The 13,656-nt window shown below is 59.2% G+C and carries 14 protein-coding genes; 6 read left to right on the forward strand and 8 right to left on the reverse strand.

Going from position 1 to position 13,656, the window contains the following annotated elements:
- Positions 1-153 precede the first annotated feature (153 nt).
- Positions 154-717: an invasion associated locus B family protein gene (locus FHT71_RS11275; RefSeq protein WP_007794289.1), complete on the reverse strand. Its 564-nt coding sequence runs from the start codon at positions 715-717 to the stop codon at positions 154-156.
- Between the two features lie 334 nt (positions 718-1,051).
- On the opposite strand from FHT71_RS11275, the gene FHT71_RS11280 reads away from it, so the two are divergent.
- Complete coding sequence (locus FHT71_RS11280; protein ID WP_132588595.1) at positions 1,052-1,612, forward strand: sigma-70 family RNA polymerase sigma factor; 561 nt, start codon at positions 1,052-1,054, stop codon at positions 1,610-1,612.
- Positions 1,613-1,617: 5 nt separating this feature from the next.
- Here the strand turns inward: FHT71_RS11280 and FHT71_RS11285 are convergent, their stop codons facing one another.
- Together FHT71_RS11285 and FHT71_RS11290 are read right to left on the reverse strand one after the other, a co-directional pair.
- Entirely contained in the window at positions 1,618-2,007 is a 390-nt protein-coding gene (locus FHT71_RS11285) for a YkvA family protein (protein WP_007794295.1), read from the reverse strand.
- 50 nt (positions 2,008-2,057) lie between these two features.
- On the reverse strand, positions 2,058-2,363 hold the full coding sequence (locus FHT71_RS11290; protein WP_007794298.1) for a 4a-hydroxytetrahydrobiopterin dehydratase: 306 nt from the start codon (positions 2,361-2,363) through the stop codon (positions 2,058-2,060).
- A gap of 35 nt (positions 2,364-2,398) precedes the next feature.
- Here FHT71_RS11290 and FHT71_RS11295 point away from each other — a divergent pair, with 35 nt between their 5' ends.
- Positions 2,399-2,899 (forward strand): low molecular weight protein-tyrosine-phosphatase, encoded by a 501-nt coding sequence (locus tag FHT71_RS11295; RefSeq protein ID WP_132588597.1) that lies wholly within the window; start codon positions 2,399-2,401, stop codon positions 2,897-2,899.
- On the opposite strand, the gene thpR is transcribed toward FHT71_RS11295, so the two are convergent.
- A complete protein-coding gene (gene thpR / locus FHT71_RS11300) occupies positions 2,806-3,399 on the reverse strand; it encodes an RNA 2',3'-cyclic phosphodiesterase (RefSeq protein ID WP_007794302.1) in 594 nt (197 codons plus the stop codon). The genes FHT71_RS11295 and thpR overlap by 94 nt on opposite strands.
- A 68-nt stretch (positions 3,400-3,467) precedes the next feature.
- Positions 3,468-4,112: an arylesterase gene (locus FHT71_RS11305; RefSeq protein ID WP_183719685.1), complete on the reverse strand. Its 645-nt coding sequence runs from the start codon at positions 4,110-4,112 to the stop codon at positions 3,468-3,470.
- Between the two features lie 53 nt (positions 4,113-4,165).
- Here FHT71_RS11305 and FHT71_RS11310 point away from each other — a divergent pair, with 53 nt between their 5' ends.
- The 4 genes from FHT71_RS11310 to FHT71_RS11325 all read left to right on the forward strand — a co-directional run bounded on the left by FHT71_RS11310 (position 4,166) and on the right by FHT71_RS11325 (position 8,988).
- A complete protein-coding gene (locus tag FHT71_RS11310; RefSeq protein WP_132588598.1) occupies positions 4,166-4,873 on the forward strand; it encodes an ABC transporter ATP-binding protein in 708 nt (235 codons plus the stop codon).
- Positions 4,870-7,413: an ABC transporter permease gene (locus tag FHT71_RS11315; RefSeq protein ID WP_183719687.1), complete on the forward strand. Its 2,544-nt coding sequence runs from the start codon at positions 4,870-4,872 to the stop codon at positions 7,411-7,413. The genes FHT71_RS11310 and FHT71_RS11315 overlap by 4 nt, the downstream gene beginning before the upstream one ends.
- Before the next feature lie 178 nt (positions 7,414-7,591).
- Positions 7,592-8,320, forward strand: coding sequence for a Bax inhibitor-1/YccA family protein (locus FHT71_RS11320; RefSeq protein WP_007794315.1), 729 nt, complete (start codon positions 7,592-7,594; stop codon positions 8,318-8,320).
- A gap of 110 nt (positions 8,321-8,430) precedes the next feature.
- Positions 8,431-8,988: a GNAT family N-acetyltransferase gene (locus tag FHT71_RS11325; protein ID WP_007794318.1), complete on the forward strand. Its 558-nt coding sequence runs from the start codon at positions 8,431-8,433 to the stop codon at positions 8,986-8,988.
- A gap of 6 nt (positions 8,989-8,994) precedes the next feature.
- On the opposite strand, the gene FHT71_RS11330 is transcribed toward FHT71_RS11325, so the two are convergent.
- The 3 genes from FHT71_RS11330 to acnA form a co-directional block, all read right to left on the reverse strand.
- Complete coding sequence (locus FHT71_RS11330; protein WP_132588600.1) at positions 8,995-9,396, reverse strand: DUF2794 domain-containing protein; 402 nt, start codon at positions 9,394-9,396, stop codon at positions 8,995-8,997.
- A 365-nt stretch (positions 9,397-9,761) separates the two neighbouring features.
- Positions 9,762-10,499 carry a thioredoxin family protein gene (locus FHT71_RS11335; protein WP_007794324.1) on the reverse strand — a complete coding sequence of 246 codons (738 nt, stop codon included), beginning with the start codon at positions 10,497-10,499 and terminating at the stop codon, positions 9,762-9,764.
- Between the two features lie 231 nt (positions 10,500-10,730).
- A complete protein-coding gene (gene acnA / locus FHT71_RS11340; protein ID WP_132588602.1) occupies positions 10,731-13,421 on the reverse strand; it encodes an aconitate hydratase AcnA in 2,691 nt (896 codons plus the stop codon).
- Positions 13,422-13,656 lie beyond the last annotated feature (235 nt).

A 13,656-nucleotide genomic window follows, 5' to 3' on the forward strand; every position in this document is an offset into this window, starting at 1 on the left:
AAAAATTGAATGCGGAGCATACGGCAAGGACCGCGATCTATCCGCTGTTGCGCGGGCCTTTAGCATCATTTTTGCCGCGCGTCACTATAGATGGAAAACGACAAAAGCCGGCGCAAGGCCGGCCTTTGAATTCAAAGAACAATCCCGAACCGCTTATTTGCAGCCTTCGACCTGCTTCAGCGCGGCGGAAATGCCGGAAAGCGAATAGCTGTAGGAAGTCGAAGTACCCTTGCGCGATGTCGCGTTGACGGTCATCGCGTGGCCGCTCTTCATGGCTGCGACGAGCGCCGGCTCCTGAGCTGCATTCTCGACCCAGCCGGCCTTGTCCTTGGTGAACATCACGAAGGTCTTGTTGTCGATGACAACATCGATCTTCGAGTTTTCCTTGACGGTGTAACCCATCATCGCCTGCGGCTCGTAGGAAATGTTCTGGCCGGGGCGCTGCGAAACGATGAAGAAGTTATCACCGTGATCGATGCCGGCTGGCTTCTTTTCCGTCGGCACGGACAGAACGTAGCAGACGGTGTTCGCGCCGGACTTGTAGGAGTAAGCGCCCCAAGCCTGGAACTGCTGGATGCGTGTCGGCGCTGTCGAAGCCGGCGTTGCCTGCTGCTGCGGTGCCTGCGCCGCAGGCTGCGACTTCCTGGTCTGAGCGGATGCAATGCCGGCGCCGGCTAGAGCGAGGGAAAGGGCGATTGCGGTACTTCTAAGAAACATGGATATCCTGCCGGTTCTTGCGATTCGAGCCCGAAGCGAACGGGCGGCGCATAATCACGATCTGCTTTATTTTGACTTAATTCAGGTTACCAAAGCGTCAACAGGGACTGCGAGAAGTCCCTGCCTGTGCCATTTTCGCCCAAGTGTCAACGTCGGGCGCAGGCGCCTCGCCCGTGATGACGTGATACCGAGTGCGCACACAGACCATCGTCATGAATGAATTTAAGACATAAAGATTCAGGCAAGAGTTTGACCTTTTGAGAAACCGTTGTACGTCAATAAGCATTAGAAATCCGTTGGAGAATTCGCCGGGTTAGGGGACTTTGGACGGGACATGAATGCCGAGGAGAAACAGCGCTTCGCCGACCTCGCCAGGGCCGTTGCGGACCGCCGTGACCAAGAGGCATTCGCCGTGCTGTTCGACTACTTCGCGCCGCGCCTCAAATCCTGGTTACTGCGCCAAAGGATGGCTAGCAACGAGGCAGACGAACTCGTTCAGGAAGTGATGATCGTGCTCTGGCATAAGGCTGAGCTCTACGACGCGGCGAGATCATCGCTGTCGACCTGGCTGTTTCGCATCGCCCGCAATCGCCGGATCGATCTTCAGCGCCGCGCGAGGACCCGCATCCTGGATGGTGCAGACCCGGCATTGCAACCGGTCGCCGAAATTGCCGCCGACGAAATTCTCGCCAACGACGATCGAGACGCCCATGTGCGCAAAGCCGTCAGCCAGCTCCCCGAAGAGCAACGCGAAATGCTCCGCGCCGCGTTCTTTCTCGGCCAATCCCATTCGCAGATTGCTGAGGCGACGGGCTTGCCGCTCGGCACCGTAAAGTCCCGTATCCGGCTTGCCTTCGGAAAGCTCCGGAAGGCCCTTGAGGCTGAAAGCGCCTGACGCGGCTAGATCGTCTTCATGCCTTCAGGCTTGTCGGCGAGCGCACGGTCCGCTGCCTCATAGTGCCTCGGCTGCAGGTGCCTGCTGACCATTGCGAAGGCGGCGGAGAGGACTGCCACGTCGTCCGAAAACCCGATCACGGCAAAAACATCAGGGATCATATCGATTGGCATGACGAAATAAGCAAGCGCAGCCAGAAGCACGCCGCGCACCCTTGTCGGCGTCTGCGGATCCATCGCGCAGTAGAATGCGGCGACGACATCGCGCGCGAAGGGAATCTGCCGCACGGCCTTCTTGAAGGTCGGCCAGAATTTCTTGCGCACAGTCTGTTCGCGCCGGCTTTGCGTATCATCGTCGCCCGGCAGAAGGATCTCACCGAATTTGACGTCGTCCATCCCGATTGGTCCTTTCGTTCACGCGCACATATGTGATGGCTGTACCGGATTCAATCAAGCCGGCGTGCTGCCGCCTTCTCCATCGCTGCCGCCAGCCGGAAGTCAAGCTCGGTCAGGCCGCCGGCATCATGGGTGTTGAGTTTCACCTCGACGCGCGAATAGACATTGAACCATTCCGGATGATGATTGAGCCGTTCTGCCGCAAGCGCCGCTTCCGTCATGAAGCCGAAAGCCTCGACGAAATTGCGAAACTTGAAGCTTCGCGATATCGACGTGCCAGTGTCATTGAGCGACCAGCCGTCAAGCTTGGCAAGTTCGGCGGCGATGGCTTGCCGTTCCAGTTTTTCCCGTTTCATGCGATTGTCCCTCCTCTTTCCATCATGGACCACAGATGAAACGCATTAGCATCCTGTTTGTTTGCATGGGCAATATCTGCCGTTCTCCCCTTGCCGAGGGTATCTTCTCGCATCTTGTCGACGCCGCTGGTCTGGCTGATTGTTTCGAAATCGATTCGGCCGGCACCGGTGGCGGGCACGAGAGCGAGCATCCGGATCGGCGTTCGATCGCAACAGCCAGAGGTCACGGGATAGACATCTCCCGACAACGCGCCCGTCGGATAACGACGGAGGATTTCAGCCATTGCGACCTGATACTCGCGATGGATCGCGTAAATATCGCCGAACTGCATCGGATGCGCCCGGAAGCCACAAACATCCGCCTGTTCGGCGAGTTTGCGCTCGAAACCGGCGAGGATATACCCGACCCATACTACGGCAGCAGGGACGAGTTCGAACTTGTCTACGCTAGGCTCTTTACCGGCTGCAGGAAGCTGCTGGAGGCGCTGGGCACAGACAATGCCTCGTGGAGCGGGAAGACCTCTTCCGTGAGGTAAGGCCCGCCGCCAACCGATTCCCTCGATGACAGTAGGACGAAGCGGGGAACAGTGAAGGCCGAGGTCTGAAAGTTGCCGCGGCCAGCGAGGTAATGCACCACATCATCGACCCGCGACGATTTCAGCCGCGCCAGCGTGACATGCGGCGTGAACTTGCGAGGATCCGGCGGCAATCCGATGCGCTGGCAGATCCGCTCGATTTCCGCTTGAAGCGCATACATCTCCGGCGAAGGCGAGACGCCGGCCCAGACCGAATGCGGCTTCTTGGATCCGAATGCGCCGATACCATCAAGGCGGATCTGGAATTCGGGGCGGTCGATGCGGTCAAGCCGATCGACAATTTCGTCTGCCGTCCGTCCATCGACATCGCCGATGAACCGCAAAGTGATGTGGTAATTTTCCACATCAATCCATCTTGCACCAGGGAGACCACCGCGCAGCAATGAGAGGCTCATCGCGACATTGCGCGGAATTTCGAGGGCGGTAAACAGTCTCGGCATAACGAGCACTCCCCGAATCTATTGCAGGTGCTCACACGGAATCACGCATTGGGCACCTGTGCAAGCCCCTAATTCTTCACAGTAGAAATCGTTCCCAAGAATTGCGTGATAGCCGGCTCCATCTTTTCGACCATCACATCGACCCCCTTGCTGTTGGGGTGCATCCCATCTTCGAGCTTCAAACCAGCCGCAAGGGCGACGCCGTCGAGAAAGAAGGGATAGAGCGCAACACCATGTTTTTGCGCGAGTTTCGGGTAGATCGCATTGAAGCGTGCGGCATAGTCGCCACCCATGTTCGGCGGCGCCAGTATACCGACAAGAAGAACGGCAATGCCGCGTTCCTTTAGCCGGACAATCATCTGGTCGAGATTCCTTTCACTTTCTTCGGGAGGGATGCCACGCAGTGCATCATTGCCGCCGAGTTCGAGAATTACGCCATCGGTACCGTCGGGAACCGACCAATCGATTCGTGCCAGACCGCCGGTCGTCGTGTCCCCGGAGACCCCCGCATTGGCGATCGATATATCGACCCCTTTGGCTTTCAGAGCTGCTTGCAGTTTTTCTGGAAACCCGTCGCCGGGAGGAAGCTGGTAGCCTGCCATCAGGCTGTCCCCAAAGCCGACAAGGCTGATTGTCCTTGCATTGGCTGTGACTGAGAACATCAGCGAGGCAACAATGACGGCGATGTGAAGGCCGGCAACTTTAAATCTCATTCCGCTTTCCCTAGATTGGCAAGACGATCGGCATCTATATAGGGCGAATACTGTTGGCAAAAACCATCATCGAGTTGAAGCGCGCCGATTTGACGCTTGGCAGCGCCGCCGCCTCCGTCCATGTGCTGAAAGGCATCGATCTGACGATTGCCGCCGGGGAGTCGGTCGGCATCGTAGGGCCGTCGGGCTCCGGCAAATCGACATTGCTGATGGTGCTTGCAGGGCTTGAGAAACTCGATAGTGGCGAGATCAATGTCAGCGGCACACCATTGCATGCTCTGAGTGAAGACGAAGTGGCCGACTTCCGTGGGCGTAACATCGGCATCGTCTTCCAATCTTTCCACCTAATAGCCAACATGACGGCGTTGGAGAACGTCGCGGTGCCGCTGGAGCTTGCCAACCTTTCCAATCCCTTCGAAATCGCACGTCGCGAATTGAAATCCGTCGGTCTTGGCGATCGATTGAACCACTATCCTGGCCAGCTCTCCGGCGGCGAGCAGCAACGCGTGGCAATTGCACGCGCCCTCGCACCCTCGCCGGCATTGCTGATTGCCGACGAACCGACCGGCAACCTCGACACCGACACCGGCCGCCAGATTGCAGATCTTCTGTTTTCGAAGCAGACAGAGCGCGGGATGACGCTGCTGCTTGTCACCCATGACACCGCCCTTGCCAAACGCTGCTCCAGGCAGATTCGGGTTCGTTCGGGACAAATCGAGGGCGATAGCGCGCCTGTGCAGCCCGAGGCAGCGATTGCATGAGATTGCTGACCCCGCGTGTCTCCCTTGCCTTTCGTCTCGCGCTTCGCGAACTTCGCGGCGGGCTCGGCGGCTTCTATATCTTTCTCGCCTGTATCGCTCTCGGCACCGGCGCCATTGCGGCGGTCAATTCGGTTTCGCAGTCGATCACTGACACGATCGCCACGCAGGGTCAGGAGATTCTTGCCGGCGACGTGCGCTTCGAGCTTAACAACCGCGAGGCGACTGACGCCGAAATGGATTTCCTGCGCGGCTTCGGAAAGGTGTCGACGTCGACTGGCCTGCGCTCGATGGCACGCAAGCCCGACGGCTCGGATCAGGCTCTAGTCGAAGTCAAGGCGGTCGACGGCTCCTACCCACTCTACGGTACCTTCGAGGCCGAACCGAACTATCCGTTGCACGCGCTTCTGTCCGGGCAGAGCGGTACCTATGGCGCAGTGGCCGCGCCGCTTCTGCTCGAGCGACTTGGCCTCTCCATTGGCGACGAGATCCTCCTCGGCAATGTCATTCTGAACGTCACCGGCACGATCAAGACCGAACCTGACGCGGTTTCGGAAGGTTTCGGCTTCGCACCCCGGCTCCTCGTGAGCAGGGACGCGCTCAAGGCATCCGGCCTCATCCAGACCGGCAGCCTGGTCGAGCACGTTTACAAGATTCGCATGGACGACCCCGCCGAGAGATCCGCGATCCGGGATCGGGCTGCGAAGGCATTTCCGTCCGCCGGCTGGTCGATTCGCACCAGCGACCGGGCAGCCCCTTCGCTGACCGAGAACATTGAACGATTTTCGCAGTTCCTGACACTGGTCGGACTGACGGCCCTGATCGTCGGTGGTGTCGGCGTCGCAAACGCCGTGCGAGCTTTCCTCGATTCCAAGCGGACGACGATCGCAACCTTCAAGTGCCTTGGCGCGCCGGCGGCGACCGTAGTCCTGATCTACCTTTTCCAGATCGCCATCATTGCGCTCGGCGGCATGGTCATCGGGCTCATCATCGGAGCGCTGGCGCCAATCGCGGCGTCGCAATTTCTTGCGCAATTCTTGCCTGTTTCCACCGATCTGACTTTCTATCCCGAGCCCTTGGCCCTCGCGGTCGTTTTCGGCATTTTGACAACACTGGCCTTTGCCATCATGCCGCTCGGACATTCCCGCGAGGTTCCGGCAACTGCGCTCTTCCGCGAGCAGGGTTTCGAAGCGCGGGGCTTGCCATCCTGGCCCTATATTCTTCTAGCAGCGGTCTTTCTCCTCGCCCTCGCCGGTCTCGCGATCCTAACGGCTTATGATGGCTTCATCGCGGTCGTCTTTGTCGGGGCAATCGCCTTCGCCTTTGTGATCCTGCGGCTTGTCGCGGCCGGCATTGCTTGGCTCGCGCGTCGCAGTCCACGCGTCAATTCGCCAGCCTTGCGCCTCGCAATCGGTAACATCCATCGGCCCGGCGCACTGACGCCTTCCGTCGTCCTGTCGCTCGGTCTTGGCCTTGCACTGCTTGTCACCCTCACGCTGATCGACGGAAACATGCGTCAGCAATTAACCGGACGCATGGCCGCTGGCGCACCGAATTTCTTCTTCGTCGACATTCAGGGGTCGGAACTCGAGAAATTCCGTAGCGTCGTTAAAGCCGGTTCCCCGGATGGCAAACTGGTCGAAGTGCCTATGCTGCGCGGGCGCATCCTCGCCTTCAACGGCGAGGACGTGACGAAGCGGAAGGTTCCGCCGGGCGGCCAGTGGGTGCTGCGTGGCGACCGCGGCATTACCTATTCGGAAACACTGCCGGAAAATGCGTCGTTGACCGAAGGTTCCTGGTGGCCGAAGGATTACAGCGGCGAGCCGCTTGTCTCCTTTTCAGCCGAGGAGGCCGCAGAACTCGGCTTGAAGATCGGCGACACCGTCACCGTTAACGTGCTTGGGCGTAACATCACCGCCCAGATCGCCAATCTGCGCAAGGTCGAGTGGGAATCGCTTTCCATCAACTTCGTGATGGTGTTCTCGCCCAATACGTTCCGCGGCGCCCCGCACGCCTGGCTGGCGACGCTCACCGACCCGACGGCGACCTCTAGCCAGGAGGCCACGATCCTCAAATCCGTGACAAATACCTATCCGACAATCACCAGCGTGCGGGTCAAGGATGCGATCGACATCGTCAACACACTGGTGGGGCAGCTGGCGACGGCGATCCGCGCCGCCGCCTCCGTTGCACTTATCGCCTCGGTGCTTGTTCTTGCCGGCGCTCTGGCTGCTGGCAATCGCGCTCGCACCCATGATGCGGTCGTTCTTAAGACACTCGGCGCGACGCGGCGAATGCTGATCCGCGCCTTCTGCTACGAGTACCTTATCCTTGGCGCTGCGACCGCAGTCTTTGCCCTCTTCGCCGGCGGCATCGCGGCCTGGTTCATCACCGCCCGGATCATGCGCATCTCCTCGCACTTCCTGCCCGATGTCGCCGGCCTGACGCTCGTGACTGCTTTGGTACTGACAGTCGGTATCGGTCTCATCGGAACCTGGCGCATCCTGGGGCAGAAGGCGGCACCCGTTTTGCGCGAACTCTGATTGACCAAACAGAGAAATTTCCTTCACCTTACGGCGATTTAACCCGATCCCGGGTTGCAAGGGCCTTGTTTGCGAAAGCCGAAAGGCTCATATTGTGTGCAGGCATGCTGGGCTCCGCAGCGGCGCCCGGGTTTCGCGCCCGCCACCGTGTCCACACCGGAGCTTGTAAGAGGAAACTATGGCTGACCTTCGTAATTACCAAGGCCGCGTTCAGACCGGCGAGATGATCGACCAGGGCCTACGCAGCTATATGCTCAAGGTCTACAACCTGATGGCGCTGGGTCTGGCGATCACGGGTGTAGCCGCTTATCTGGGCTTCAATTTCGCCGTCCAGGACGGCCAACTGACGCAGTTTGGCGTATTGCTTTTCCAGTCGCCGCTCCGCTGGGTGGTCATCCTTGCACCGCTGGCTGCCGTGTTCTTCCTGAGCTTCAGGATTAACCGGATGAGCGTTGCCGCCGCGCAAACGACCTTTTGGGTCTACGCCGCGCTGGTGGGGCTCTCGCTCGCGTCCATCTTCCTGGTCTACACACAGTCGAGCATTACACAGACGTTCTTCGTGACCGCAGCCTCCTTTGGCGCGCTCTCGCTGTACGGCTACACGACCAAGCGTGATCTCTCCGCGATGGGCTCGTTCCTGATCATGGGCCTTTTCGGCCTGATCATCGCGTCGATCGTGAACATCTTCCTGGCATCGTCCGCCCTTCAGTTCGCGGTCTCTGTGATCGGCGTGCTGATCTTCGCAGGCCTGACCGCCTACGATACGCAGCGCATCAAGGAACTGTATTACGAAGCCGACGGCGCAGAAGTAGCCGGCCGCAAGGCGATCATGGGTGCGCTAACCCTGTATCTCGACTTCATCAACCTCTTCATGTTCCTGCTGCAGTTCATGGGCGACCGCAAGTAAGGAACGGGGATGTATCAAAAAAGGCGGCTTCGGCCGCCTTTTTTGTTGCCTGGTCATGCGGAGAATGATTTCTGGAAGAGTCCATTGTTCATACCCGCCCGGCCGACCGCATGCCCATCTTCCTCCGCGACGCTTCCTCATCCGACCTCCCCGCCATCACCGCCATCTATCGCGAATCCGTCCTGAATGGTGTCGCAAGCTACGAGATCGTCCCGCCGCAGCAGAGCGAGATGGCGGCACGATTTTCCGCAATCACCGGTCAGAGCTATCCCTACATCGCCGCGATCGGTGAGGATGGCAACTTGCTCGGTTACGCCTATGCCTCAGCCTTCCGCACACGCCCAGCCTACCGCTGGATCGTCGAGGATTCGATCTACCTGGGACCGGAAGCGCGCGGCAGGGGAATTGGAAGGCGGTTGCTCGCCGAACTGATCCGACGCTGCACAGATCTCGGCTTTCGCCAGATGGTGGCCGTGATCGGCGGCGCGCATCCGGCGTCGATCGCCTTGCATCAGGCACTGGGCTTTGAGGAAACCGGCCGCCTGAAAGGAACTGGCTACAAGCACGGCCGTTGGCTTGACACAATGATGATGCAGCGCGCTCTGGGCGAAGGCGCGGCCACCGACCCCGATCCCTCTGTCTATCCAGGCACGCTGTTCAAGGTGTGACAGGGTTCACTTCTCGACGAGCTTCAGAACCTTATTGAAGACCTTCAAAACCTGCTGCAGCTCGTGTCCGCGCTTCAAGATGACACCGTGCGTATTGATAACGCAGTAGGCCCCCTGCTTGGCGGCGAGCTTTGGATTCTTCTCGATACGAAAGAGCGGCATTTCGCCCGATCGCTTGAAAACCGAGAAGATGGCGCGGTCTTTCAGGTGATCAATCGCATAGTCACGCCAGTCACCCTCGCCAACCATGCGGCCATAAATCCACAAAATCGCATCGAGCTCGCGTCGGTGGAACGTGACCGGCGCTGGGTCCCTGCTCTGCTTATATTCCTTGAGATCTACGACGACTGAGGAACTGTTCTCGGCTAACCGGCTCTCGCCGTGCCGCAAATCCTGCTGATCTGTCATCAGTCTCCCTGTGCCTCCGCTTGTGACAGGTGAATGACAGTTTGCCTTAGCGTTTATAAATTGCAAGCAGGCGATCAGTCACATTAATCATAGTCTGTGCAATCTCCCGAGTGCCGCAATTCAGTCAAAACAGCGCCTCATTTGCAAGGGAAATTCCCTCACGACTGCGCCGCGGGGCCGTTCGGACCCGCGTTGCACACGAATTGCGCATGATCTTTTTGCCAGATTCGGTCTGCTGAAAAGGTTGCGTGCGAGTTTGGCGCCAGCGCGCCAAAGGGCCCGGCTGACCGTATCGACCTTAACCCCAGCCCCGAATACGATCAGCCGGGCCGCCCCGTTTCCATCCGCGCAAGCAGATGAAATGGTCAGATGTTCTTCCCGGCCATGACGACCGTCGCTCCGAGGATCGCGGATGGTTTGCCATCGGCGGTGGAGGATTGAAGTAAAATCGCGCAGCCCTCAAGATCTGGCTTCTGCATCACGCTTGCCGGCAGCGTCAAGCTCGTTTCCTTGCCCTCCCACATGCCGACGGTTTCCACGTCTGCAACACTGTTTAGGTAGGCGATCTTCTTGCCGCTGTTTTCGCCCTTCTCGACGTCAATGGTTTTCTCACGGTTGAAGTAGACCATGACGACATTGGCTTTGCCCTGTCCTGCGCCGATCTTAATCTCGAGTTGGTCGCCGCGCATCTGTGCCTTCACCGGCACTGACAGCCCCATACCTTCAGCTGCATAGCCATCGATCTTCTTATTGATCGCGCCGAGATCGGCGCCTGCAACGTGGTCGCGGCCATTGATGATGACCTGCGGCGTATAGACGTTGGCACGGCCCATCGCCTGCGCATAACCATACTGCCGCTCGGTATTTTCCTTGGAACTCAGCGTGTCGGCCCATCCCATGTAGTTCCAGTAGTCAACGTGATAGGCAAGAGCGATAACGCCCCCGGCCTCGACGAGCTTACGGAAAGCTGCATCGGCTGGAGGACAAGAAGAACATCCCTGCGAGGTAAAAAGTTCAACCACACCTTTCGGCGCGTCCTGGGCAAAAAGTGGGCCGGCAAGCGCCACACCTGCAACCAGAGAAATCAGAAACCGCGGGGACATTCATGCACCTTTTCTTCCGCACCTACCGCCACGCTTCGCCGCAGGTCCGATGTCTGAGCGTAGAGATAGTGGTTCTCGGTCGAAACGGAAAGTCACGAACGGGTGAGGCAAAGCTTCGTGGAAGCCAAGCTGAAACACATCGTCGTGAGCAGACATCCAATACCTTGCGCTCAAACAAAAACCGCCGGAAATCTCTTTCCGGCGGTCATTGTCATGCAAGTCTGTTAACAATCAGGCAGCGAGATCTCGCAGAACCGTCTGCAGGATGCCGCCATTGTTGAGGTAGACCACTTCGTCGAGTGTATCGACGCGCGACAGCAGCGGAACTTCCTTCACGGTGCCATCGCCATAGACGATCTTGGCGATCTTCTTTTCGCGCGGCTTGATGTTTTCCAGGCCTTCGATGGTGACGAGTTCGTCGCCCTTGAGACCAAGGCTTGCCCAGGTCGTTCCCTCTTCGAAGACGAAGGGGATGACGCCCATACCGACCAGGTTCGAGCGGTGAATACGCTCGAAGGACTGGGCGATCACGGCCTTGACGCCGAGAAGGTTGGTGCCCTTTGCGGCCCAGTCGCGGGACGAGCCGTTGCCGTACTCGACACCGGCGAAGATGACGAGCGGAACGCCTTCGGCCTTGTACTGCATGGCCGCGTCGTAGATCGATTCCTCTTCCTTCGACGGATAGCGGATGGTGTAACCGCCTTCCTTGCCGTTCGGGCCGAGCATGTGGTTGCGGATGCGGATGTTGGCGAAGGTGCCGCGCATCATCACTTCATGGTTGCCGCGACGCGTGCCGTACTGATTGAAGTCCGCAACGGCGACGCCGTTGCCGAGAAGGTAGGAACCCGCAGGCGATGCTGCCTTGATCGAGCCGGCCGGGGAGATATGGTCTGTTGTGATCTTGTCACCGAAGAGGCCGAGAACACGGGCATTCTTGATATCCGAAGTGCCGGTGCCCTTCTTGCCCATGCCGACGAAGTAAGGCGGGTTTTGAACGTAAGTCGAGTTGTCGTCCCAGGCATAGGTCTGGCCCGGAGGAACCTGCACCGCCTGCCAGTTCTCGTCGCCCTTGAAGACGTCAGCGTACTTCGTCTCATAGAGTTCGCGGGTAACGTACTTCTGGATGAAGTCCTGAACTTCGTGCGACGTCGGCCAGATGTCCTTGAGGAACACCGGGTTGCCGTCCTGGTCTTCACCGATCGGCTCCGTGGTCAGGTCCTTCTGGACCGTACCGGCAAGCGCGTAGGCGACGACCAGCGGCGGAGACGCCAGGTAGTTCGCCTGAACGTCGGGAGAGATGCGGCCTTCGAAGTTGCGGTTGCCCGACAGAACGCCCGAAACGATGAGCCCCTTGTCGTTGATCGTCTTCGAGATCGGCGCCGGCAGCGGGCCGGAATTGCCGATGCAGGTCGTGCAGCCGAAGCCGACGAGGTTGAAGCCAAGCTTGTCGAGGTCAGCCTGCAGGCCGGACTTGGCCAGGTATTCGCCGACGACCTGCGATCCCGGTGCAAGCGAGGTCTTGACCCACGGCTTGGACTTCAGGCCCTTGGCAACGGCGTTGCGGGCGAGAAGGCCGGCGGCGATTAGAACCGACGGATTGGAGGTGTTGGTGCAGGACGTGATAGCCGCAATGGCAACGTCGCCATGGCCGAGGTCGAAATCGGTGCCTTCCACCGCGTAGCGGTTGGAGAGCTGGCCGGGCTTTTTGTAGTCGGTGTCCATTGAGCCAGCGAAGCCGGAGGCGATGCTTTCGAGAGGGATGCGGCCTTCCGGACGCTTCGGGCCGGCCATGGCAGGCACGACGTCGCCGAGGTCGAGTTCCAGCGTATCGGTGAAGACGAGGTCCGAACCGTCGCCTTCGCGCCACATGCCCTGCGCCTTCGAATAGGCTTCGACCAGGGCGATACGGTCCTTGGCGCGGCCCGACATGTTGAGGTAGTTGATGGTTTCGCCATCGACCGGGAAGAAGCCGCAGGTCGCGCCGTACTCCGGACCCATGTTGCCGATCGTCGCGCGGTCGGCGAGCGGCATGTTGTCCATGCCCGGGCCGAAGAATTCGACGAACTTGGAAACGACGCCCTTCTTGCGCAGCATCTGCACGACCATCAGCACGAGGTCGGTCGCCGTGACGCCTTCCTTGAGCTTGCCGGTGAGCTTGAAGCCGATGACTTCAGGCAGGAGCATCGAGACCGGCTGGCCGAGCATTGCGGCTTCGGCTTCGATACCGCCGACGCCCCAGCCGAGAACGCCGAGACCATTGATCATCGTCGTATGAGAGTCGGTGCCAACGCAGGTATCCGGATAAGCGATCGTCTCGCCGTCCTCTTCCTTGGTCCAGACGGTCTGGCCGAGATATTCGAGGTTGACCTGGTGACAGATCCCGGTGCCTGGAGGAACGACGCGGAAGTTCTTGAACGCCTGCTGACCCCACTTCAAGAAGCGGTAGCGTTCGCCGTTGCGCTGGTACTCCAGCTCGACGTTCTTGGCGAAAGCCTGCGGCGTGCCGAATTCGTCGACGATGACGGAGTGGTCGATGACGAGGTCGACGGGAACCAGCGGGTTGATCTTCTCGGGATCGCCGCCGAGCGAAACCATCGCGTCACGCATCGCGGCAAGGTCGACGACGGCGGGAACGCCGGTGAAGTCCTGCATCAGCACGCGCGCCGGGCGATAGGCGATTTCGTTTTCGACAGCACCCTTGTTATTGAGCCATTCCGCAACGGCCAGAATGTGTTCCTTGGTCACTGACTGGCCGTCTTCGAAGCGCAGCAGGTTCTCGAGCAGAACCTTCATCGAGTAAGGGAGCTTCGAAACACCCGGCAGGCCATTCGCCTCAGCCTTGGGCAGGCTGAAATAGACGTAGTCCTTACCGTTCACGGTGAGCGTGGAACGACAATTGAAGCTGTCAAGAGATTTAGACACGAGAGACCCCGTTTCTGATAGCGAACACAATCGTGCGGACGCCTATGCACGTAATGCACATCAGGATGCGGGTACGGCCATTTCCGCTGTCCGCACGTGGAGCGAAGCCCATGTTCGGCGCAAGGATGAAATTCACGCCGACCGCTGGCGTGGTTGCGGGTCTTATAGATAATTTCTAAGAAAGGTGCCAGAGAGTGCGTGACCCATTTCGGATTTTTTTGCATTGCGATGACTG

It is taken from the genome of Rhizobium sp. BK060, from assembly GCF_014193145.1.
Classification (GTDB): domain Bacteria; phylum Pseudomonadota; class Alphaproteobacteria; order Rhizobiales; family Rhizobiaceae; genus Rhizobium.